We start from the raw sequence: 23,116 nt of genomic DNA, 5'->3' as shown, positions 1-23,116 counted from the left end.
ATGAGTCTGAAAAAATGGACCTTTACCGCTTTTTTTAAGCATGCACTTCTCATCGCGCTCTGTTTCTTATCCGTATTTCCTTTGTACTGGATGATCAATACATCACTCAAGCCCGAAGGAGAAGTGTTCTCTTCCGCACTATGGCCGACCCATTGGACACTGGACAATTATGTACAGGCTTGGAGCTCCATTCCGATGATGCGGATGATCAGTAATTCCCTGCTGGTAGCGATCGCGCAGACGGTGGCTCAGGTGTTTACCAGCATTCTTGCTGCTTATGCGTTTACCCGATGGAGTTTTCGCGGGAGTAATCTGATATACGGGTTGATCGCACTGACCTGGCTTGTTCCGTTTCAAGTCATTATGATTCCAAACTATGTGGTCATCAGTGAGATGGGCTGGAGAGATACATTGATGGGACTCATTGTACCGAATGTCGCTTCCGCTTTTGCGGTGATGCAGCTCTACAATGCCTTCAAAGCATTCCCCAAAACGCTGATAGAAGCCGCTCGTCTCGACGGAGCATCGGATTGGTCTGTGCTATGGAGAACGATATTCCCGAATTTAAAAGCCTCCATTGCTTCGATCAGCATCCTGCTGTTTATTACCGCATGGAATGATTATTTCTGGCCGCTGCTGGTGACAAACAAAATGGAAAACTCAACGATGCAGAAGGGGCTGCAGATGTTCATGTCTTCTGATGCAAACATGTGGGGGCCGCTGATGGCGGCAACGACGATTGCGAGCCTGCCGGTGCTTATCATTTATCTGGTGCTGCAAAGACAGATTATTGATTCGTTTGTAAAGGGCGGGTTGAGATAGAGGAGCTAGTCGTTAGTCTCGTAAATGCTGAGGGCGGGAGAAGTCCAAGCATTTTGCCGGCTGCTTATATAATATAGAAGAGAGGGAGTGACTTTCACAAGAAAAAAGGGTGAGTGGACCTTGAGCGTACAGGATCTGAAAAAGAATTATGATCTTATCGTAAGTTTAGGTATTTCCTGTGCCCCTGCGATTCAGTTGAGACGGCACAATCTAAGGAGAATATCCTTGCCGCTCGACTGGATGATATCCACGAGGCTGTCCGATGTGAACAGACTATTGCAGCATCGATATCAAGGCTTTATGGAGATGAATAATCTGCAAGTGCTGGAAGATACCCATATTATGCTGGAGGACGGAAATCCGGTATTCCATGATCGGGGAGGGCTCGTGGAGTCCTACATGATCAAGGATACTTTGTACAACATCATTTCAGTTCATGATTTTCCCCTTGTTCCTGGTCAACATTGGTCAGTGCTCTATCCGGAATATAAAGAGAAGCTGCAAAGGCGAATTCAGCGCTTCTATGATAAACTGGCAGGCAGCTCCTCCACTTTGTTTATCCGATGGTCCGCGAGCTATGAGGAGACTTTTCATTTACGTGCGATTTTGTCCCAGCTGACCTTAAGTGAGTTTCGCATATTGGTGTTGAATCCGGTAGAGGGACAGTATGGCATAAGTGATGCCGGTTGGAATTTGGATCGGGTCTGTTCCCTGAACGTTCCTCCCGACATGAATGCCCTGGCGACCTGGGATGAACTTCTTGCAGGAATGACGATTAGTGAAGGCTAAAGGGGAGAACATAACAGGTTGCCGGAACCGATTTTTTGCCAATCAGTACATTAGATTTTGGTATAATTTGAATAGCTTTATTTTCACGACGAATGGATGACGTTTGTTTTCTGTTCGTTTTTTTATGGGGAGAACGAGCTGTCTATTAGACGGAGTAAAGGAGAGTTACATATCGCAGCAATCAGAGACTGTATAGAAGCGGGAACACGAGTGGAATTTACTATAAAAAGGCGGATACCAGGTGAGCTGGAGGGATCGCAGCTTCACTTTAAGTATTTTCGGGAGCATCAGCTTAAATATGAGCTTGATCGACTCGGTTGGACTAATATGACCATACGAAATTATATCGAAGTAACCTCTGGGTTTCCTTTAGAGATTTTAAATGGTTTACGATTAAACCAAATGTATGCATCGTTCGAGAGGGATCTCTATCAGCTGAGCTGGCAGGAAACCCCTTCTGAAGGAGTTTACTTGTTAAATTTCTATGGTGCGAAGCAGTACTTCTGTATTCATGCAACTGCAGATGAGATCAGGAGCTTTGGGTATGATCTTCAGCTGGAGTGGGAAGAAGCCCCATTAGCATAGGTTATAACAATTTCAAGAAGACAACATGATTTTAGAAAAAAAAGCTGGTCTCTTATGAGACCAGCCTATGAATTAGTATCGAGTTTGAGCTCCGCTTTTTTTCATCCCGATCAGCCATCCGACAATACCCAGCACTAAAATGCCAGCAAGCACTACGATTTGCTGTGATGGGCTGAAGTTAAAATACGAGGTGAGTGTGTTCTGGACTGCGCGTCCCCCGATGATGGTCAGGTAGGTCACAAGCCAGCCGCAAGCGGCGCCCAAGAGTGTCCAGTTCAGAACACGATCCGACAAGGTTGATTGGATCAAAATATACCCCGCTATGATCGCAATAACAGGCAGGTAATTGAATACTTGCGATGGAGAAAGTGTCATCAGCAGCGAGTAGAGCCATAAGCCGGCTGCACCTCCAAACCATATTCCACGTATATTTATCTTGTTATAAATGATCACAAACAAAATAAAGATAACAAGCGTAACTGCCGGAAATAAATAAATACCGGCAAGTACTGCCGATAGACCTGGGAAGCTGCCAGGACCTGCATCAGGCAACGAGCTGTAATAGAATACGTCCATTAATTGATATACACATAAATAGAGTGCGAGAGCAGTAACAATACTTCCAAGTAACGAGTAAATAACCTTCATGCTGAATATCCTCCGCAATTTCCTTTTATACATTTTAGTTAGACGCGCTTATCTTAAATAGGTTTCTTTCTCCTATCCATTGAATTCAAGCAATAGATATATTATATGTATCCCGTTCTGACCTGCATAAACATATTTTTCCTCATGAATAGGTAAATAAAGGAGCTGACAATCTCCTCCATGTCTTTAGACGCTCTTTCATGAGCAGGATGTTCACGAATGCTTGGGAATGAAGGTTCTTCATTTTCTTCGTGAAGTGTAAATATACCCAGCATGATCCCGAACCTTGGAACTAACGGCTTCAGCAAACAGTCTAAATGAATGAACTAGTTAAATTTGGATGACGATGTTCCAGAATTTTGATATTGTAGAGGAAGCTTTTACTTTAAAAACCTAGTATTTTCTATATAAGGATTAGCATGACTTACCCTTATGAGTCCGTAATTTGGGGTTTATGCAGCTTTCTCTATATACATAAATTCCGTATCAGCCCATTAAATGAGCATTAATCACGCATGTATGCAACAAATGGAGCATAACTTGCGTCTGTAAAGATACAAGGAGAGGGGGATCCTTTGTGGTAGAGCAGGGACTCATCAGAGCCGCTCAATCAGGCGATCGCGACGCTCTAATTACCCTATTGCGAGAAATCGAACAGCACGTCTACAAAACGGCATACTACATTTTAAATAATGAGCAGGATGCACTAGACGCTGCCCAAGAAGCGCTCATTCGCATTTACACCAAGATTGATTCGTACGAAGAAAAAGCACAGTTCAAAACCTGGGTGCAGCGTATAGTTACTAATATTTGTATAGATAAATTTAGAAGAACCAAACCGACCGTTTCCATTGATGAGCATGAAATGATATTTGAAGACAGGCAGGATGTCGAGCATGAGGTGATGCTGACTTATGTAACGAAGGATGTCCAGTCCGCGATTAATCAGCTATCTGAGCATCACAGGGCCGTGATCGTATTAAGGTATTTGCAGGACCTCTCTTATAACGAGATTGCAGATTGTCTCGATCTGCCGTTAAATACGGTGAAATCCTATTTATTCAGAGCCAGACAGCAGCTGCAAAATCTATTACAGGAGTACCAGAAAGGTGGTGTAACGTAGATGAAATGCCAAGAGGTGGTGGAAAGTATGCACCGATATATCGATAATGATCTGAACGATCAGGAAAAAGAGCAGCTTTTTGCGCATATGAAGACTTGTCCGAGCTGTTCCGAGAAATTTCAAATATTAAAAGCATTGTCGCGGGATTTAGAAGCATTACCTGATGTAGCCCCGCCATTCAGCTTGGTAGATCGAATTATGCCGCAGCTTGATGCAATAGATCGTGCGAAGAAGGAACAGGGAAGTGCTCTTCAAGAGATGAAGAAGGAGCCTGAGCTGACCGTATTACCCGGCCGTCCTTCAACCAAGGCTTCAAAAGGATGGATGAAATCCTATGTAGGCCGTATGATCATGGGTACTGCAGCAGCAGCGGTTATTCTCGGTGTTGCTGTATATAATTATGAACCGCAGCAATTGAATCAGGCCGAAGTGGACTCTCATCTGATGAGTGAAACGGAACAGCAATCCGATTCTACTAGCGGCAGCGGGGGTGTCGCTCCTCAGTCGGAAGAGGCAGATGCAAGCCTGAAGCTGAAGGAATCCGGTACGGAGACCGAGGCAGCAGGGACGGAGACGGGAGAGGCTCAATCTGATCAGGCGGATACAGCTAGAGCAGAAGAAGTGCCATCACCATCCAATTCAGGAGACAATTATGCTCAAGACTCTGAAACCGCTGTTCCTAATACTGACAAGGAAGCTGCTCCAAGCAAAGCGGAAGATCCATCTTCTCCTACCCCTGGCTCAGGTAAAGGATCTGGCAATAGTAATGGGGGAAGTCAATCCGAATCGCCGTCAAAGTCGACTACGAATCACAAACCGTCCCCAAGCTCAAGCAGCGCACCATCGGCAGAGCCTAGCACAAGCGGCCAAACGGGCAATGCACAGGATGGAGACAATAATGCTAAAGGGCAAAGCGATACAAGTGGGCAAAACTCAGCTGGAGAGCAGAACTCCACGGATACTGGAACTTTCAGTATCCAGTCGAATTCTTCATCCGAAATGAGCAGTGCATCAGGAGTAAGCGAACCTTCAAGCAGTGGAGATGAATCCGAGATTCAGAGCCAGGGCTTCAGAAGCATCGATCTTCCAGGCCTGGTTATGACGATTTCTCCTAATTGGCTCTCGCCTGACGGTAAGTACCTCGTTGAAGTCACAGATACGAAGTTAAACGTATATCAGCTGGATGGAGCAAATAAGGAAGAGAAGAAGCTATTGCAAGCCATTGAGTTAAAGGGAACCTGGGTTAAAGGAAACTGGTCTGAAGATAGTTTGACGTACAGTTATGAACTAGAGATTGAAGGGAAAACGACACAGCACAGCTATGCTGTACCTGTGAAGTCGGACAGCAGCACGACAGCTCCATCATCAACGCAAAATAGCAGCACACCAAGCTCCAGTAAAAATACGGAGAACGCTGAACCCAAGAAATAAGACTTGGCCCACACCATTTAAGCAGCATCTGAATAAGTATATGATGATCCATCGTTTCTGATGAGTCGATTAAGTTAGGGAAGGCGTCGTATGACCGCCGGCCGAATGGTTTCTAGAGCCAGTCTTCGGATATCCGGTGTTTATATAGATGCTTGAACAATAGGGACCTGCCGCCTGTTTAGGACAGACGGCAAGGTCCCTTTGTTGTCTTCCTTTTTTTCTGTTAGGATAGTAGGGATGGAGGTGTGTTCGTGAGTGAGTGATGTAAAGGCAGCAGCAAAAGCAATTCGAGGCGGCAGTCCCGCTAGTGTCTATCTGCTGTATGGAACAGAGAAATACCAAATGAAGCAGTTTGCAGATTTAATGAAGGAGCAGCTCATTGAAGAAGCTCATCGTGATTTTGCGATAGCAACATATGACACAGCCGATACACCTATTGAACAAGTGATTGAGGAAGCGGAGACGGTTCCTTTTTTGGTGCCTCGGAAGCTGATCTTTATTCGGGATCATCAGCTGTTTACAGCAGGCAAAGACAACTCCAAGATGGAGCATCGAATGGAGTCACTGACGTCTTATTTGGACAATCCGGCTGAATACAGCATACTTATATTTATGGTCCAGGGTGAGAAGCTGGATGAGCGCAAGAAAATCGTAAAAACGATGAAAAGCAAAGCGACGGTATTATCCTTTGGAGCACTCCAGGGGGATGAACTGATTGGCTGGATTATTAAAAAGGCGGAGTCTCAGAAAGTAGTTATAGAGAAGCCAGCAGCCGATGCGCTTGTTTCTAGAGCAGGGACGAGCCTGCAGACCTTATCTGCTGAAGTAGACAAGCTGTGTCTCTATGCGGGTTCAGGAGGAACGGTTACAGTCTCTGACGTGGAGGCCATGGTAGCGAGAAATACCGAACAGAATATATTCGCCATGATTGAGGAAATCGCTCGATTAAGGCTGAGCAATGCACTTGAAATCTTCTACGAATTATTGAAGCAGAAGGAAGAGCCAATCAAGATTATGGCGCTGATCGCCAGACAATTCCGCATTATACTGCAGGTGAAAGAGCTGGCTTCCCAGAGCTATTCTCAGCAGCAAATTGCAAGTACGCTGGGGCTCCATCCCTATGCGGTCAAGATCGCTGGTGAGCAGTCGAAGAAGTTCCAGGCGGACCGGCTGCGCGTCATTCTGAAGCATCTGGCAGAGCTTGATTATCAGATGAAGACAGGAGCTATTGATAAGGTGCTTGGACTTGAATTGTTTCTGCTGAAGTTAGGGGCCTGATCTGGTAGATTCATCTCCATAATTTGGATATAATAGGATCGATAGGTGTAATGTCTTTTGCCTATACGCTTGTTATGGAATGAGGGCGAACGATGTCAATGGTGATATCACCGTATATTTATTTGGATGGACAGTGTGCTGAAGCAATTCCTTTTTACGAGAAGGTTCTGCAGGCGAAGAATCTGGGTGTTCAGACGTATGGTGAGCTTCCGAATTCAACTGAACCCATGCCGGAGCATTTGAAGAACCGGGTATTGCATGGAGCGCTGGAAATGGACGGGAACAAAATTTTGTTCTCTGATTCCATGTATGGACAGCCCTTTACTTTAGGCGATCAGGTTACCATTGCCATTACGACTACCGAGCTGGATCGGTTGAAGGGCATCTACGAGGGACTTGCTGACGGAGGGAAAGTGCTGATGGAACTTCAGTCTACCTTCTTCAGTCCTCTGTACGGCATGGTTCGTGACAAGTACGGAATTACGTGGCAGCTCAGCGGCGAGGCTTAACTTAACTTGACATTCACATGAAAAAAAGAAACTAAAAAATCCTGATCAGCCGGGCTGGTCAGGATTTTTGCTTAGTCATTATAAGAAACGCAGTCTTATGCGTTAGCAGTAAGAGCGTTCAATTTTTTAGCCAAGCGGGATTTTTTACGGGCTGCAGCATTTTTATGAACAAGACCTTTAGATACAGCTTTGTCCAATTTTTTGGAAGCAGCTTGAATCGCAGCTTTAGCTGTTTCAACTTCGTTCGTAGTCAGCGCTTGGTCAGCAGCTTTAACAGCTGTACGCAGTGCAGACTTCTGGGAAGCGTTCAGCGCACGACGTTTATCGTTAGTTTTAACGCGTTTCACAGCGGATTTGATGTTTGGCATTACATTCACCTCCTGTTAAGGCAATACTTATGAAATACAAAACGTTTCACAACTTAAAATATTCTAGCACGAGCACCCTCAAAAAGCAACAATAACATATGTGATGTTCTTGTGAAAATAGAGGATCAACTGGCAATTTTGCATAAAAAAGATCTTGTTCGGCGCACACTACGATAAACTTGTTACTTACTGAGGGAGGAACTACACAGCATGACACTAGATCTGCAAAAGTATGGCGTACGCACCGATCTTGCTATCGAAGCCCGCGAGCTTGCCGGAGTACAAGAGATGTCTGGCATCCAGGAGGACGTGGAGCAGTTAGGTGATGTCAAAGTAACTCGGCTTGATGTATTAAATGAACAAGGAGCACAGCGCTTGGGACGGATTATGGGACATTATGTAACTCTTGAAGTGCCCAAGCTCCGGAATGGAGACACGACTCTGCAAGAGCAGGTTACTGCCGTATTTACCAAAGAGATGGAAGATTTCATCGCGAAGATTGGCATTAACAAGCAATCGAAGGTATTTATCGTCGGACTAGGAAACTGGAATGTGACACCCGATTCTCTGGGACCCATTGTTGTAGAAAATACGCTCGTTACACGGCAATACTTCGAGCTGATGCCAGATCAGGTATCCCCTGGTTACCGCGAAGTCAGCGCCATAGCACCAGGTGTTCTAGGCCTTACAGGTATTGAATCCAGTGAGACGATCCAGGGAATTGTAGAGCTGACCAAGCCGGACCTGATCATCGCCATCGATTCGCTCGCCTCCCGTTCGCTTGAAAGGGTGAACACGACTATACAGGTTGCGGACATCGGCATTCATCCGGGCTCGGGTATCGGGAACAAGCGCAAAGGGATTACGAAGGAAATTATGGGCGTGCCTTGTATTGCCATCGGTGTGCCAACGGTGTGCTACGCCTCAACGATTGTTAATACCACCTTTGAACTCATGCAGGCTCACTTCAACAAGCAAACAGATGCAGGCAGCCAGATTCTCGGGGTGCTGAATGAGATCAGTGAGCAGGAAAGACTCGGTCTCGTAAAAGAAGTGCTTGATCCGCTTGGACATGATTTGATTGTGACCCCAAAGGAAATTGACGAATTTATCGAAGATATCGCAAATATTATCGCAAGCGGCCTGAATGCCGCCTTGCATGACGCTGTGAAGCTGGAGAATGTAGCGTCCTATACACATTAAGCAGCGTCATACACAGCTAGATACTTGGCAAAGTGCTGACAGCAAAGCTAAAGCTCCATCTGAACAAGAAGGCCGAATCTATCGGTCTTCTTTTTTTGCTATTTTCCGGTTCTACTTCTTCTTGAGAGTTCATAGTTTTGAAATATGAGAGATTACAAGACTCAAGCTGAATGGCTCGCGGAGGTGGAATAATCCCATTATGAATAAGATCCAAACCTGGAATGTTTCGAGAATGAGAGCACGAGTTCTTCGTATTTTGGCGACAGGGCGTGCACTATTGCTGCTTATACTGGTGTCTGCTTTATTTTTTGTTCTGCTTGGTTTGTCAGGGATGGCAGAGAGAAGACTGAATACTTCACCAGTCTCCTCCATGCAGGGCTTTGCCGGATCGATATCAAGCGGAATATTTATGGATGTGCTGGGTATGGAGATTCCGCATTTGGCCCAGGGCAAGCAGCAATCAACCTTAACTTCTGAACAGGTAACGTCCTTTGTGTTTGAACTGCTGACAGGTGTAGATCCGTTGAACCCCAAGAGCCTGATTGCAAGTCAGATTCCCGGTATGGCAAGCAATAAGCCGGTATTGCTGAGAAGCGGATCAGGTAATGAGATGGCGGAAGCTCCGCAGGATTATCAGCCGGACCCCGGTTTTGTCGCTTCTTCCGTTGAAGGAAGGGATGAAGAGACAGCCCCTGAACCAACAGAGAACGATACAGAGGAAGAATTGCCATCAGCAGAAGAAGATCCTCCGACGGAGGTGCCTGGTGAAGTCATTGATGAGCAAGATCCGGAGGAAGCTCTCAAAAAAACAGTACTCATCTATCATTCGCATCCACATGAAGCTTATAATCCCCTGCTCGGCACGGACAGCACGAATCCTTCGTCCGGTAAAGCCAGTGCTAATGTGTTCAGGGTAGGTTCCTTTGTCAGCAAACAGCTTGAGAAGCAGGGGGTAGGTGCGGTTCACGCACAGGAAGACTATGTAACCACTCAGGAGGACTATAACTGGAACTATTCCTATAAATATTCAAGAGAAACCGTGAAGTCTGCAATGGCGGAGAATGATGAGCTGACGTATCTGATTGACATTCATCGCGACTCTCAGCGTAAGAGCAAGACAACGGCGAAGATTGATGGAGTCACTTATGCCAAAGTGTATTTCATCATCGGTCATGACAACCCTAACTGGGAGAAAAATGAGGCTTACGCTGCACAGCTGCACAAGAAAATGGAGAAGAGGTATCCCGGAGTATCGAGAGGCGTATGGGGCAAGGACGGCGGGGGAGGAAATAACGGCGAGTATAACCAGTCCTTGTCGGATAACAGTATTTTGGTTGAAATCGGCGGCATCGATAACACGGAAGAGGAGCTGAAGCGCACATCGGAAGCTCTGGCAGATATCATTGCTGAAGTGTACATGGAAGATCAGAATGTGGAGAAGGCGAGCACCGACGATTCCTCATCGGCAAATAAAGGATAAGTGAGCTATGAATGGATTCAGGCAAATAGGCTCCAAGGGGCAAATTTGATATTGGGGGAAGAATAATGGCCGCATTTGGAAAAAGGCTGATTATATTCGCAATTCTGCTCATTCTGGGAATGCTGATGGGAATGCAGATCGCGGGTAGTGGGTTTTCAATTGAGGAGCAGCAAGGTCAGGGTGTGGCCCTGCAGCAGCAACTGCAGCAGGAATATCAGCAGGAACAGGCTGCACAGTCCGGTGATTTGGAGCAGACGGTATCTGCTTCCCTGCCTGAAGCACAGCCTCAGATTGTCACCCCGAGGGATGTACTTACTACAGAGCCTGCTAAAGCTTCTGCCGTTGATGTCCTTGCCGAAAAAACAGCCGGTCTGCTCCAGCAGGTATCGCAGAGCGGCATCCGCTGGGTCGTTTCCCTTTTTAACGGTGTAACGGAATAGCTGATCCAAATATTGAAGGCTGTACCTCTAACTGCTATAATGAGATGATTGACATTAGGCTGTTTGTGGGGGTAAGGCATGACAGACATTCAGGCAAGACAAAAGAAAATTAGAAATTTCAGTATCATTGCACATATAGACCACGGTAAGTCTACATTGGCAGACCGTATTCTGGAGTATACCGGTGCGCTGACATCACGCGAGATGCAGGAGCAGGTGCTTGACCAAATGGAGCTGGAGCGTGAGCGCGGAATTACGATCAAGCTTCAGGCCGTACGTTTGACGTACAAGGCTGATAACGGTGAAGAGTACATCCTGAACCTGATTGATACGCCGGGACACGTCGATTTTACGTATGAGGTATCCCGAAGTCTGGCCGCCTGTGAAGGTGCGCTGCTGGTGGTGGATGCTGCTCAGGGGATCGAAGCTCAGACGCTTGCGAACGTGTACCTTGCGCTCGATAACGATCTTGAGATTTTGCCGGTTATTAACAAAATCGATCTCCCAAGCGCAGATCCTGAACGTGTGAAGCAGGAGATTGAGGATGTTATCGGTCTGGATGCCAGTGAAGCTGTACTTGCTTCCGCCAAAGCAGGCATCGGGATTAAAGAAATTTTGGAGCAGGTTGTAACAGGCGTGCCTGCACCTACAGGTGATCCGGACAATCCGCTGAAGGCACTTATTTTTGATTCACACTATGACCCTTATAAAGGAGTTATTGTATACATTCGTGTTGTCGACGGGAAGATCAAGGCCGGCTCGAAGATCAAGATGATGGCAACGAACAAATCGTTTGAAGTTATCGAGGTCGGTGCGTTCATGCCGCGAATGACGATTGTGGACGAGCTGAACGTCGGCGATGTAGGCTTTGTCGTAGCCGGGATCAAGCATGTCGGCGACACCCGGGTCGGGGATACGATTACCGATGCGAAGAATCCGACTCTGGAACCGCTGCCGGGTTATCGTAAGATTAATCCAATGGTATACTGCGGACTCTATCCGATTGATACGTCCGATTACAATGACCTGCGTGAGGCGCTTGAGAAGCTGCAGCTGAACGATGCTTCACTGAGCTTTGAGCCGGAGACATCCAGTGCGCTTGGCTTTGGATTCCGCTGCGGATTCCTTGGACTTCTGCACATGGATGTTATTCAGGAACGGATTGAACGTGAATTTAATATCCCGCTCATTACTACAGCGCCAAGCGTTATCTACCGTGTTAACCTGACGAACGGAGAAGTTCTGGAGATCGACAACCCGTCGAACTACCCGGAGGTTGGACGGATTGATAACGTAGAGGAGCCATACGTCAAAGCTGACATCATCGTACCGAATGATTATGTTGGAACGGTAATGGAGCTGTGTCAGACCAAGCGCGGAGAATATTTGAATATGGAATATATTGATTCCAACCGGGTAACGATTACCTATGAAATTCCACTTGCAGAGATCGTGTACGACTTCTTTGACCAGCTGAAGTCCAGTACTAAGGGCTATGCGTCTTATGACTATGAGATTTCCGGCTATCGCCAGTCTAATTTGGTGAAGATGGATATTTTGCTGAATGGTGAGCAGGTCGATGCACTCTCCTTCATCGTACACCGCGAGCGTGCGTATCATCGCGGCCGAATCATTTGCGAGAAGCTGCGTGAGCTCATTCCACGCCAAATGTTCGAGGTGCCGATTCAAGCGTCTGTCGGAACGAAGGTGGTTGCCCGTGAAACGATTAAGGCGATGCGTAAGAACGTACTCTCCAAATGCTACGGCGGTGACATCTCACGTAAGCGGAAGCTGCTGGAGAAGCAAAAAGAAGGTAAGAAGCGGATGAAGCAGGTTGGTAATGTAGAAGTGCCGCAGGAAGCGTTTATGGCGGTACTGAAGATTGACGATAATTAATGTACAGAATAAGGGAAGCCGTGTCGGCTTTCCTTTTTTCTTCATTAACGATACAATGGCTTCTTGTAAGCGATGAATGATCATGCATATTTTTGCAGGTTGAATCAATTTCATAGCATCTAAAGGTATTATGAAATTGATTCTATCAACTTATATTAGAGGGGGTATACCCGCATGGCAGCAGAGATGCCGAAATTGATTAACAACGCACCCGAAGCGGTGTATATTCATATTCCCTTTTGCACCAATAAATGTTTCTACTGTGATTTTAATTCCTATGTGCTGAAGGATCAGCCGGTCATGAAATATTTAGAAGCGCTGGAGCGGGAAATGGAGTACACCGTCAAGAAGACACCTCCAGGTAAAATTAAGACCATTTTCGTTGGCGGAGGCACACCTACCGTATTGAAGCCGGATGAGATGGATTACTTTCTGAGATCGGTTCGGACTTACTTCCCAGACTGGGCAGATGATATCGAATTCTCCATGGAGGCGAATCCAGGGACAACGGATCTGGAGAAGCTGTCCGTAATGAAAGAGGGAGGCGTCAACCGGGTCAGCTTCGGGGTACAGGCTTTTCAGAATGAGCTGCTGACCGGCATCGGCCGTATTCATAATACAGATGATGTATATCGCAGCCTGGAAAACGCGCGCAAAGCGGGCCTGACCAATCTATCTATTGATTTGATGTTTGGTTTGCCAAACCAGACGGTTGATATGCTCTCGGAGAGTGTGAATAGAGCGCTGGAGCTTGATCTGCCTCACTACTCGATCTATGGACTTAAGGTAGAAGAGAATACACTCTTCCATACGCTGTTCCAGAAGAATCAGCTGCCTCTCCCGGATGAGGACCATGAGCTGGAGATGTATAAGCATCTGATGCAGAGAATGAAGGATGCTGGATATATCCAATATGAGATCAGCAATTTTGCGAAGCCTGGAATGCAAAGCCGTCACAATATGACGTATTGGAGAAATGAAGATTATTACGGCCTCGGTGCCGGAGCGCATGGATATGTGGGACGTGAACGCCACATGAATGTCAAAGGTGTGAATCCTTATATAGAGAAGGCAGAACAAGGTCTTCCGAGACTCGAAACGGCTCAGATCACAAGAGAAGAGGCGATGGAAGACTTCATGATGGTGGGGCTGCGCATGCTGGATGGGGTATCGAGCAGCCGCTTTGAAGCACAATTCGGTGAAAAAATCGAAGACATATTTGCTGGACCGCTGCATAAAATGGTGCATGCAGGTCTCCTTGATGCCACAGGTGACGGATACCGTTTGAGCAGTCAGGGAGTCCTGTACGGGAATGAAGTTTTTGCTGAATTTATTGGTGCGCTGACCGTTAAATAATCGCTTGAACTTTTATACGCTCTGATGTATATTTATACACATGTTACTTTTTGTCAGGGCGTAAGGAGGAGAGGCGGTCATGGCTGCGGTTTGCAGAAAGGCATCTCATGAGGATGTCGAGACATTGTACGAGATGATCAAGGGTTATGCAGAGAGAGGGATTATGCTCCCTCGTTCAAGAGACGTACTGTATAGGCAGATTGATCTCTTCGTCGTCGCAGAAGTCGATGGAAATGTAGTGGGATGCGGTTCTTTATGCAAGCTGGGCAAGGATCTGGTCGAGATCCGGTCTCTAGGCATATCCGATGGTCATAAAGGACAGGGGATCGGGTCGCTGCTTCTGGACAAGCTGGTTGAAGAGGCAAGAGAACAGGAAATTCCGAAGGTCATGGCACTAACCTACGAAGTATCCTTCTTTGTGAAGAATGGATTCTCCGTTGTAAATAAAGAGATTTTTCCGGAAAAAGTATGGACCGATTGCGTGAACTGCAGTAAGCAGCATGCATGTGATGAAATCGCCGTTCTTAAGATACTGAACTGACTTGACAATGCTCAGGTCAGTTTGGTATTTTTGTATTACTGGTTAGCACTCGTCTGTTGTGAGTGCTAATGATGAAAACATCTTTTAGGGAGGGAGACACGTATGTTAACCGAGCGTCAAAGACTGATACTGAATGCTATTGTTGATGATTATATCCGTTCGGCAGAACCCGTTGGATCCCGCAGCATTTCGAAGAGAGGTGATGTCGGCTATAGTCCGGCAACGATTCGTAACGAGATGGCCGACCTGGAGGACATGGGATATTTGGAACAGCCGCATACCTCGGCAGGCCGAATCCCTTCACATAAAGGGTACAGGTATTATGTAGACCATCTGGTTCCTTTCAAGTTTACCGAGACATCGGAGCTCAAGGAGCTCAAATTGCTGCTCGCTGAGAAATTAAACGCGATGGAGCAGGTTATACAGCATACCTCTACCATTTTGTCGCATATGACGAACTATACTTCCATCCTGCTTGGACCTGAAGTTTTTCATACGTCGCTCCGTCATTTTCAACTGCTCCCGCTTGGAGAGAATATGGCCGTGGCGATCATAGTAACGAGCACAGGTCAGGTAGAGAATAAGACGGTCAGCTTGCCGGCAAATGTCTCGTTGTCTGAGATGGAGAGAGTCGTTAATCTGCTGAATACGAGGCTCGTAGGAGTACCTCTCTATAAGCTGAAGGCCAGACTATATTCAGAGATCGCCAAGGAAATGGAGCGAAATGTTTCTGAGTACGAGGCGTTCATGAAAATATTGGATACTGCCTTTGATGGGGAGCCTGATCATCGATTGTATCTCAGCGGTACGACGAATATGCTGTCCCAGCCGGAATTCAAGGATGTCGACAAGGTCAAGGATATTTTTGATTTACTTGAAGAGACATCGACCATAATGAAGATTATGACACCTTCTATTGGAGGTACCGGAGTACAGGTGAAGATCGGAACCGAGAACGATCATGAGGCTTTTGCTAATTGCAGTCTTATTACCGCCTCCTATTCAGTTGAAGGAGAAGCACTGGGTACAATTGGAATCTTGGGGCCAACAAGAATGGAATATGGCAAAGTGATCAGCATCTTGAACATGCTGTCTAAGAATTTGACCACCATGCTGACACATCGTTACAAATAAATAAGATTTATCCGTATAATCCACTGCCCATCAAGGACAAGGATCATGTTAAAGTTTAAGATGGGCGGTTTAAGCTTAATAATGAATTCCAGGTGCAACAAAGGGCTGGACCTTATGAATGTTGAATGATACTTAAGGGAACGTTGGGAACAGGAAGCTTTGGCTAAGTATAAGTTCTGTTTAAGGAGGTGAACATCTTGAAAGATGAACAAACAATAGAGAATACAGAAGAGAACACTCCGCAGGAGGACATGGTGAATGAGGCTGCACAAGCCGAGTCCACTGAAGCGCAGGAAGCAGCCGTGAACGATACGGAAACTGCCGGTGCTGAGACTCTTGCTTCTACTGATGAATTAGACAGACTGAAGGCACTTGCTGAAGAGAATGAGAAGCGCTACTTGCGTGCCCAGGCTGATTTTGATAACTTCCGCCGCCGTACTCAGAAGGAGAAGGAAGATCTGGCGAAATATGCATCGATGAAGCTGATTACAGAGCTAGTGCCTGTAATTGATAACTTCGAGCGTGCCATTGCGACAGCTCCGGCGAACACCGAATCCGATTCCTTTGCCAAGGGCGTAGGGATGATCTTCCGTCAGCTGGAAAGCGTGCTTCAGGCTGAAGGTCTTACAGCGATGCAAACCGTTGGTGAGGCGTTTAACCCTGAATTCCATCAAGCGATCATGCAAGTTGAGAGCGACGAGCATGAAGAAGGCGTTGTTGTGGAAGAGGTACAGAAAGGGTACATGCTGAAAGACAAGGTACTCCGTCCTGCGATGGTTAAGGTAAGTATGTAACGTAAGGATTTTGCATAATAACTCGAAGAACTTTTTGTTCATACCGAATTGTGCATAAATTCCGAACATAAGGAACACTACGTTTTTTCTACATGATATCAGATGAATTTAGAACAGGCCTTGTGCCTTGCATAGATTAAGAAGGAGGAAATTTTCCATGAGTAAAGTTATCGGTATTGACCTTGGTACTACAAACTCTTGCGTTGCCGTAATGGAAGGCGGCGAAGCAGTGGTTATTCCGAATCCGGAAGGTGCGCGTACAACCCCTTCGGTTGTCGGCTTCAAAAAAGACGGTGAGCGTATCGTAGGTGAAACAGCAAAACGCCAAGCGATCACGAACCCTGACCGTACTATTATCTCTATCAAACGTCATATGGGTACGAACCATAAAGAAAACATTGACGGGAAGGATTATTCTGCACAAGAAATTTCAGCTATGATTCTGCAAAAGCTGAAATCCGATGCAGAGGCTTATCTCGGACAAACTGTCACTCAAGCTGTTATTACGGTTCCGGCTTACTTCAATGACAGTCAGCGTCAAGCAACGAAGGATGCGGGTAAAATCGCAGGCCTGGAAGTGCTGCGTATCGTCAACGAGCCGACTGCAGCAGCTCTTGCCTATGGTCTTGAGAAATCCGAAGATCAAACGATCCTCGTATATGACCTTGGCGGCGGTACTTTTGACGTATCTATCCTTGAGCTTGGCGACGGCTTCTTCGAAGTAAAAGCGACAAGCGGAGACAACAGCCTTGGTGGAGACGATTTTGACCAAGTTATTATTGATTACCTTGTAAATGAATTCAAGAAAGAGCAAGGCATTGACCTCAGCAAAGACAAAGCCGCTGTTCAGCGTCTGAAGGATGCAGCGGAAAAAGCGAAAAAAGAATTGTCCGGCGTACTGACTACGACAATCTCTCTTCCGTTTATCACGGTTGCTGATGGCGTTCCACAGCACTTGGAAGTGAACCTGACTCGTGCGAAATTCGAAGAGATCTCTGCTCAGCTGGTTGAGCGCACATTGGGTCCTACTCGTCAAGCGCTTAGCGATTCTGGTCTGACAGCAAACGATATCGACAAGATTGTTCTGGTCGGTGGTTCTACTCGTATTCCTGCCGTTCAGGAAGCGATCAAGAAATTGACTGGCAAAGAACCTCATAAAGGCGTTAACCCAGATGAAGTAGTAGCACTTGGTGCTGCAGTACAAGCGGGTGTCTTGACAGGTGATGTGAAAGACGTCGTTCTTCTTGACGTAACGCCATTGTCCCTGGGTATTGAAACTGCAGGCGGCGTATTCACGAAGATGATCGATCGCAATACAACGATCCCTACAAGCAAGTCTCAAGTATTCTCGACTTATGCGGATAACCAGCCTAGCGTTGAGATCCACGTACTGCAAGGGGAGCGCGAGATGGCTGCGGGCAACAAAACGCTTGGACGTTTCATGCTTGGTGATATTCCTCCAGCTCCACGCGGCGTACCGCAAATCGAAGTTACATTTGACATCGATGCTAACGGTATCGTTAACGTATCTGCAACGGATAAAGGGACGAACAAATCCCAAAAAATCACGATTACTTCTTCAAGCGGTTTAAGCGAAGAGGAAATCGAGAAAATGATGAAGGATGCAGAGCTGCATGCGGAGGAAGATAAGAAACGCAAAGAGCTTGTTGAAGTGAGAAATGCAGCTGACCAGTTGATCTACACTGTGGATAAGACAGTTAAAGATCTTGGCGACAAGGTCGATGCAGGTGAAGTAGAGAAAGCGAATGCTGCAAAAGAAAAATTGCAAAAAACGCTGGAATCTGACAACGTGGAAGACATCAAGTCTGCTACGGAAGAGCTTACCGAAATCGTTCAACAGCTGTCTGTTAAACTGTATGAGCAGGCTGCACAGGATGCACAGGCGCAAGGCGGAGACGATGCGAACGCAGGTGCGGGTGCAGGCGGACGCGACAATGTCGTAGATGCCGACTACGAAGTGGTTGACGAGGACAAAAAAGATAAATAAGCCTTGAAGTCCTTAATAAAGGATGACAGGATGTTATAAGCCTTACAAGTGACAAGCATGGGAAGGTCAGAGCCGGAGTTCTTCGCGCTTTGATCCTTCCTTTTGTCACGTATATGCGGTATTGTTATAAAGTTATGGGGGTGGAAGAGTGGCAGATAAGCGCGATTATTATGAGGTGCTTGGTGTTGGCAAAAGTGCCGGCGAAGATGAGATCAAGAAGGCTTACCGTAAGCTTGCGCGGCAATATCATCCGGACGTCAACAAGGAAGCAGATGCGGAAGCCAAGTTCAAAGAGGTTAAAGAGGCATATGACGTTCTGAGTGATGGGCAGAAGCGTGCCCGCTACGATCAATATGGTCATGTGGATCCGAACCAAGGAATGGGCGGCGGCTTTGGCGGTCAGGATTTCGGCGGCTTCGGCGACATTTTCGATATGTTCTTCGGCGGTGGCGGAGGTCGGCGTGATCCCAATGCTCCGCAGCGGGGGAATGACCTTCAATATACGATGACCATTGAATTCAAGGAAGCGGTATTCGGCAAAGAGACGGATATCACCATTCCACGCACAGAGAGCTGTGATACTTGCCATGGTTCAGGAGCGAAACCAGGAACTCATCCGGAAACCTGTACTGTCTGCCGTGGCAGCGGTCAGGAAGAAGTGGTGCAGAATACCCCGTTTGGCCGTATGGTTAACCGTCGTGCCTGCTCCAACTGCGGTGGTTCAGGCAAGACGATTAAGGATAAGTGCAGAACTTGTCAAGGCAGCGGCAAAGTTCGTAAACAGCGTAAGATCAATGTCCGGATTCCGGCAGGAGTGGATGATGGTGCACAGCTGCGTATGAGCGGTGAAGGCGAAGGCGGACTCCGCGGAGGACCAGCAGGGGACTTGTTCATTGTTATCCGTGTGAAATCGCATGATTTCTTTGACCGGGAAGGCAATGACATTTATTGTGAAGTACCGCTTACTTTTGCACAAGCAGCACTTGGTGATGAGATTGAGATCCCGACGCTTCGCGAGAAAGTAAAGCTTAAAATCCCGGCAGGTACCCAGACAGGAACCTATTTCCGTCTGAAGGGCAAGGGAGTTCCGCATTTAAGAGGCACTGGTCAGGGAGACCAGCATGTTAAAGTGGTCGTCGTTACACCGACCAAATTAAACGATGAGCAGAAGGATCTGCTTCGGGAGTTTGCTGCGCTCGGCGGAGAACAGATGGATGAGCACGAGCAATCATTCTTTGATCGGGTTAAACGTGCTTTTAGAGGTGACTGATATAAGCAAGAAGGATTGTCCATGGTTCATGGGCAGTCCTTTTTTTTGCGTTGTCTTCTGTATAGCTCTCATCCATTTGCGGCACTCTATATTATGGCTCGAACATCAGCTTCGAGCTGCGGCGATTTCATTTAATGTGAAGTGACTAAAGGCGGTGTTTTCTTATGGATAAAAACATTCTTGCATATTTCAATACCCCGGAGCAGGCACAGCAGGTTGCAGCCAAGCTGAGCAGCTTGAAGCTGGAGAGTATGTCAATTGATCGTTTCAGCCGCTATCCAGGCGAAGGAAGCAATGAGCCCATATTAAACAGTGCAATGGACAGTTTGTCCTCTGCGACACTGCACGGCTCCTTTACAAGTGCATCTTCCGGAATACTGGCTGCTGCAGACCCATCGGCCAGCGGTATGAGTGATGGAGGTGCAGGTGGTCCGACAGGCAAGGACATTCTGCTCACTGTCGTTGTAGATGAATCCGTGCATCATGAGGCGCTGCGAATTATTGAGGAATACGGTGGTCTTATTTAATTCAGTAATTAAGGAGGAATAAAGAAATGTCTTCTAATCGCAGAAAAGATAGAGTGTTAAAAAAATCCGAGAAGATCAGTGAGCTTGCTTCCGCAAAGAATGAGGATGTTGAATTCAGTAGTGCAGAGGCCGATCAAGAGGATATAGAAGCTCTTCGCCGCAGTGAGGCGGCAGATCAGCGGCAGACAAAAAAGCTGGACGATTACAGATATGAATAATGCATGAAAGCATCGGAGTCTCGGGTAGAGAGCTCCGATGCTTTTTTGTGTGCTTTTGCGCAGAGGAGCACTATATTTTCGTTGGAAAATGGAAATAACTGTGGAGAAATAAGGATGAGTGTACTCTCGTTCTTTGTGCTCGCTATTGTTTGTATAGTACAATAGAGGGTATGAATACAGGGGAGGAAGCAGCAAATTATGATATGGAATGAAATAACAATACATACAACGGAAATAGCGCAGGAGATGATCTCGAACTTCTTGCATGAAGCAGGTGCAGGCGGAGTAGCCATTGAAGAATCAGGCACGCTGGACAAGATCAGAACGACAAAGTATGGGGAATGGTATGAATACCCTCTAAATGATATTCCCAAGGGCGAAGCCATTATCCAAGGGTATTTTGCCGATACGACGGATATGAATGCCGTGATTGCTGAGATTGAGCCGAGAATCAAAGAGCTTGCGGATTATGGAATTGATGCAGGCAAGGCTGAGATTACCGTGAAGCAAGTGGATGAAGAGAGCTGGGCTACAGCGTGGAAGCAGTATTTTAAACCGCTTAGAGTATCTGAGACGCTTACGATCAAACCGTCCTGGGAAGAGTATACGCCCGAAAGCGCTGCGGAGAAATTAATTGAAATTGACCCTGGGATGGCATTTGGTACTGGAACGCATCCTACCACCTCTCTATGCCTTCGTACACTGGAAAAATATGTGCAAGGCGGAGAAGAGATCATTGATGTAGGAACAGGCTCGGGTATTCTGGCCATCGGCGCCATGAAGCTGGGGGCGAAGCACGTGCTTGCACTTGATCTCGATCCTGTGGCGGTGTCTAGCGCGAGAGAGAATAGTGCTCTAAATGGTCTATCTGATCACATTACGGTATACGAGAGTGACCTTCTGTCCATTTTGAACAAGCAGGATGGTTCCCTTGGTGTTACATTACCTGTTCATATCGTTGTCGCGAATATCTTGGCAGAGGTTATCCTTCTCTTCATTAATGATGTTTACGAAGCGCTTCAGCCGGGCGGCCTGTATATTGCTTCAGGCATCTGGAAGAACAAAGAAGAAGCTGTTCTTACCGCACTGCGGGAAGCAGACTTTGAGATTATTGATATTCAGCGCGACGAAGACTGGCTAGCGATTGTTTCGAGGAAATAAGGGATGAGTATGGATCAGTTTTTCTTTTATCCGCTAGAACAGCTGCCCTTTTTTATTCTGACGATTCTTATTGCGTTTACGGTGCATGAATTTGCTCATGCTTACTTTGCCAATAAATTCGGTGATCCTACAGCGAAAATGCTGGGGAGAATGACCTTGAATCCGGCGGTGCATTTCGATTTCTTCGGCTTGCTGCTGCTTGTAATCGCCGGCTTCGGCTGGGCAAGGCCGATTCCGGTGAACCGGGATAATTTTGACCGAAGACGGATGATGAGTGTGGTCGTCTCTGCGGCAGGGCCCGTGAGCAATTTGCTGCTTGCCGTGATCGGTACCATTATTTATGCGCTCTTGATCCAGTTCGGAGTCATGGATTCCATTGAGAATCAGCGTTTAGTGTTTGCCATCTCGACCTTCTTTTCTATTTTTAACGTAACGAACTTTTTCTTATTTTTCTTTAATCTCGTACCTTTGCCACCACTCGACGGATATCGAATTGTAGAGGAGCTTGTGCCGACACGTATTCGAATCAAGCTGCAGTCGCTGGAGCAATGGTCAATTCTTATATTTCTCATTATCGTCATTACGCCGCTGAACCGATGGACCATAACGCCTCTATATGAATTGTCGATGAGCTGGTATACAGGTATAGCCCAGATGGTGATGACCTTGTTTGGCGGGTAGTCAGCGACGATAAAAAGTTGTAAGATGTTATGTGGTTATTTTCTAGTTTTTGAGAATGATAGTTGGTTAAGCAGGGGGCCTAACGATCCATGCAGCGTTATTTTATTGAACAGGATCAATTCGACGGACAGACAGTCACCATTCAGGGAGATGATGCCCGTCATATTACCAAGGTGATGCGGGGCAAAGCCGGGGACAAGCTCATTGTGAGTGACGGAGTTTCCCGTGAAGCTATGGTCCAGATCACACACATAGAGGCTTCAGAGGTGCAGGCAGAGGTCGTGGAGTGGCTCCCTATGGACCACGAACCGCGAGTATCAGTCACCATTGCACAAAGCTTGCCGAAGGGCGACAAGATGGAGCTCGTTATTCAAAAATGTACGGAAATCGGTGCAGTCAGTTTTATCCCTTTCTTATCCGAACGGACCATCGTCCAATACGACGCTAAAAAAGAAGGGAAACGCCTGGAGCGCTGGCGCAAAATAGCGAAGGAAGCGGCTGAACAGAGCCACCGCAATCGCATCCCGGCCGTATACGAATCGAGGTCGTGGAAAGAGCTGCTTGCTTCTTTTGACAGCTATGATCTCGTCTGCTATTGCTATGAGAAAGAAGACGGCTTGCAGCTGAGAGATGTAATTAAGCCGTTAGCAGCCGGATTGTCTGCGGATGAGAGTGCCTCTGTACTTGTTGTTGTGGGTCCGGAAGGTGGATTTACGACAGGGGAGGTACAGGCGGCAGAGACCGCAGGAGCGAGATCCGTCGGTCTTGGCAAACGTATTCTTCGTGCCGAAACAGCAGGCATGGTCGCTTTGACTTGTATTTTATATGAAACTGATGAAATGGGAGGAATGTAA

General features: G+C 46.8%; 24 protein-coding genes. 22 read left to right on the top strand and 2 right to left on the bottom strand.

Translation table 11 applies throughout. The annotated features are described in order from the left end of the window. The 3 genes from PUW25_RS18965 (at position 1) to PUW25_RS18955 (ending at position 2,196) form a co-directional block, all read left to right on the top strand. Positions 1–822 carry a carbohydrate ABC transporter permease gene (locus PUW25_RS18965; RefSeq protein WP_274337378.1) on the top strand — a complete coding sequence of 274 codons (822 nt, stop codon included), beginning with the start codon at positions 1–3 and terminating at the stop codon, positions 820–822. 120 nt (positions 823–942) lie between these two features. Further along, positions 943–1,611: a DUF1796 family putative cysteine peptidase gene (locus PUW25_RS18960; protein ID WP_274337377.1), complete on the top strand. Its 669-nt coding sequence runs from the start codon at positions 943–945 to the stop codon at positions 1,609–1,611. A gap of 210 nt (positions 1,612–1,821) precedes the next feature. Continuing rightward, positions 1,822–2,196: a hypothetical protein gene (locus tag PUW25_RS18955; RefSeq protein ID WP_274337376.1), complete on the top strand. Its 375-nt coding sequence runs from the start codon at positions 1,822–1,824 to the stop codon at positions 2,194–2,196. A gap of 72 nt (positions 2,197–2,268) precedes the next feature. Here PUW25_RS18955 and PUW25_RS18950 read toward each other — a convergent pair whose 3' ends face one another. Beyond that, on the bottom strand, positions 2,269–2,844 hold the full coding sequence (locus PUW25_RS18950) for a hypothetical protein (RefSeq protein ID WP_274337375.1): 576 nt from the start codon (positions 2,842–2,844) through the stop codon (positions 2,269–2,271). Positions 2,845–3,421: 577 nt separating this feature from the next. Between PUW25_RS18950 and PUW25_RS18945 the strand changes: the two genes are divergently transcribed. The 4 genes from PUW25_RS18945 to PUW25_RS18930 all read left to right on the top strand — a co-directional run bounded on the left by PUW25_RS18945 (position 3,422) and on the right by PUW25_RS18930 (position 7,185). Further along, positions 3,422–3,967, top strand: a complete 546-nt coding sequence (locus tag PUW25_RS18945; RefSeq protein ID WP_047910790.1) for an RNA polymerase sigma factor — start codon at positions 3,422–3,424, stop codon at positions 3,965–3,967. Continuing rightward, a complete protein-coding gene (locus PUW25_RS18940) occupies positions 3,968–5,398 on the top strand; it encodes an anti-sigma factor (protein ID WP_274337374.1) in 1,431 nt (476 codons plus the stop codon). It abuts the gene before it with no gap. Between the two features lie 255 nt (positions 5,399–5,653). After that, positions 5,654–6,676: a DNA polymerase III subunit delta gene (gene holA, locus PUW25_RS18935; protein WP_047910792.1), complete on the top strand. Its 1,023-nt coding sequence runs from the start codon at positions 5,654–5,656 to the stop codon at positions 6,674–6,676. A gap of 92 nt (positions 6,677–6,768) precedes the next feature. Then, positions 6,769–7,185 (top strand): VOC family protein, encoded by a 417-nt coding sequence (locus PUW25_RS18930; protein WP_047910793.1) that lies wholly within the window; start codon positions 6,769–6,771, stop codon positions 7,183–7,185. A gap of 95 nt (positions 7,186–7,280) precedes the next feature. Here the strand turns inward: PUW25_RS18930 and rpsT are convergent, their stop codons facing one another. Further along, on the bottom strand, positions 7,281–7,553 hold the full coding sequence (gene rpsT, locus PUW25_RS18925; protein ID WP_047910794.1) for a 30S ribosomal protein S20: 273 nt from the start codon (positions 7,551–7,553) through the stop codon (positions 7,281–7,283). Between the two features lie 210 nt (positions 7,554–7,763). Between rpsT and gpr the strand changes: the two genes are divergently transcribed. The 15 genes from gpr to PUW25_RS18850 all read left to right on the top strand — a co-directional run bounded on the left by gpr (position 7,764) and on the right by PUW25_RS18850 (position 23,116). Then, positions 7,764–8,756 carry a GPR endopeptidase gene (gene gpr / locus PUW25_RS18920; protein WP_047910795.1) on the top strand — a complete coding sequence of 331 codons (993 nt, stop codon included), beginning with the start codon at positions 7,764–7,766 and terminating at the stop codon, positions 8,754–8,756. 199 nt (positions 8,757–8,955) lie between these two features. Then, the gene (locus PUW25_RS18915) at positions 8,956–10,236 is read left to right on the top strand and encodes a stage II sporulation protein P (protein WP_047910796.1); all 1,281 of its coding nucleotides are present in this window, start codon (positions 8,956–8,958) and stop codon (positions 10,234–10,236) included. Between the two features lie 65 nt (positions 10,237–10,301). Further along, positions 10,302–10,676 carry a DUF3679 domain-containing protein gene (locus PUW25_RS18910; RefSeq protein ID WP_052511802.1) on the top strand — a complete coding sequence of 125 codons (375 nt, stop codon included), beginning with the start codon at positions 10,302–10,304 and terminating at the stop codon, positions 10,674–10,676. A 78-nt stretch (positions 10,677–10,754) separates the two neighbouring features. After that, a complete protein-coding gene (gene lepA, locus PUW25_RS18905) occupies positions 10,755–12,572 on the top strand; it encodes a translation elongation factor 4 (protein WP_205052575.1) in 1,818 nt (605 codons plus the stop codon). Positions 12,573–12,746: 174 nt separating this feature from the next. Then, positions 12,747–13,928, top strand: coding sequence for a radical SAM family heme chaperone HemW (gene hemW / locus PUW25_RS18900; RefSeq protein ID WP_274337373.1), 1,182 nt, complete (start codon positions 12,747–12,749; stop codon positions 13,926–13,928). Between the two features lie 79 nt (positions 13,929–14,007). Further along, positions 14,008–14,469, top strand: coding sequence for an N-acetyltransferase (locus tag PUW25_RS18895; protein WP_047910799.1), 462 nt, complete (start codon positions 14,008–14,010; stop codon positions 14,467–14,469). Positions 14,470–14,571: 102 nt separating this feature from the next. Then, positions 14,572–15,603 carry a heat-inducible transcriptional repressor HrcA gene (hrcA, locus tag PUW25_RS18890; RefSeq protein ID WP_205052576.1) on the top strand — a complete coding sequence of 344 codons (1,032 nt, stop codon included), beginning with the start codon at positions 14,572–14,574 and terminating at the stop codon, positions 15,601–15,603. A gap of 197 nt (positions 15,604–15,800) precedes the next feature. Then, positions 15,801–16,397 (top strand): nucleotide exchange factor GrpE, encoded by a 597-nt coding sequence (gene grpE, locus PUW25_RS18885; RefSeq protein WP_205052577.1) that lies wholly within the window; start codon positions 15,801–15,803, stop codon positions 16,395–16,397. A 157-nt stretch (positions 16,398–16,554) separates the two neighbouring features. After that, positions 16,555–18,405, top strand: coding sequence for a molecular chaperone DnaK (dnaK, locus tag PUW25_RS18880; RefSeq protein ID WP_205052578.1), 1,851 nt, complete (start codon positions 16,555–16,557; stop codon positions 18,403–18,405). A gap of 148 nt (positions 18,406–18,553) precedes the next feature. Next, complete coding sequence (gene dnaJ / locus PUW25_RS18875; protein ID WP_205052579.1) at positions 18,554–19,675, top strand: molecular chaperone DnaJ; 1,122 nt, start codon at positions 18,554–18,556, stop codon at positions 19,673–19,675. Positions 19,676–19,839: 164 nt separating this feature from the next. Continuing rightward, positions 19,840–20,202 (top strand): hypothetical protein, encoded by a 363-nt coding sequence (locus PUW25_RS18870; protein ID WP_205052580.1) that lies wholly within the window; start codon positions 19,840–19,842, stop codon positions 20,200–20,202. A gap of 26 nt (positions 20,203–20,228) precedes the next feature. Then, positions 20,229–20,420, top strand: coding sequence for a YfhD family protein (locus PUW25_RS18865; RefSeq protein WP_047910805.1), 192 nt, complete (start codon positions 20,229–20,231; stop codon positions 20,418–20,420). 198 nt (positions 20,421–20,618) lie between these two features. Next, positions 20,619–21,581 (top strand): 50S ribosomal protein L11 methyltransferase, encoded by a 963-nt coding sequence (gene prmA / locus PUW25_RS18860; protein WP_205052581.1) that lies wholly within the window; start codon positions 20,619–20,621, stop codon positions 21,579–21,581. Positions 21,582–21,584: 3 nt separating this feature from the next. Further along, the gene (locus PUW25_RS18855) at positions 21,585–22,262 is read left to right on the top strand and encodes a site-2 protease family protein (RefSeq protein WP_052511804.1); all 678 of its coding nucleotides are present in this window, start codon (positions 21,585–21,587) and stop codon (positions 22,260–22,262) included. An 89-nt stretch (positions 22,263–22,351) separates the two neighbouring features. After that, a complete protein-coding gene (locus tag PUW25_RS18850) occupies positions 22,352–23,116 on the top strand; it encodes a 16S rRNA (uracil(1498)-N(3))-methyltransferase (RefSeq protein ID WP_205052582.1) in 765 nt (254 codons plus the stop codon).

The sequence above is a fragment of the Paenibacillus urinalis genome (genome assembly GCF_028747985.1).
Taxonomy (GTDB): Bacteria; Bacillota; Bacilli; order Paenibacillales; family Paenibacillaceae; genus Paenibacillus; species Paenibacillus urinalis.
Note: the sequence above shows the minus strand (reverse complement) of the source record. Positions and strands in the feature narration are given on the sequence as shown.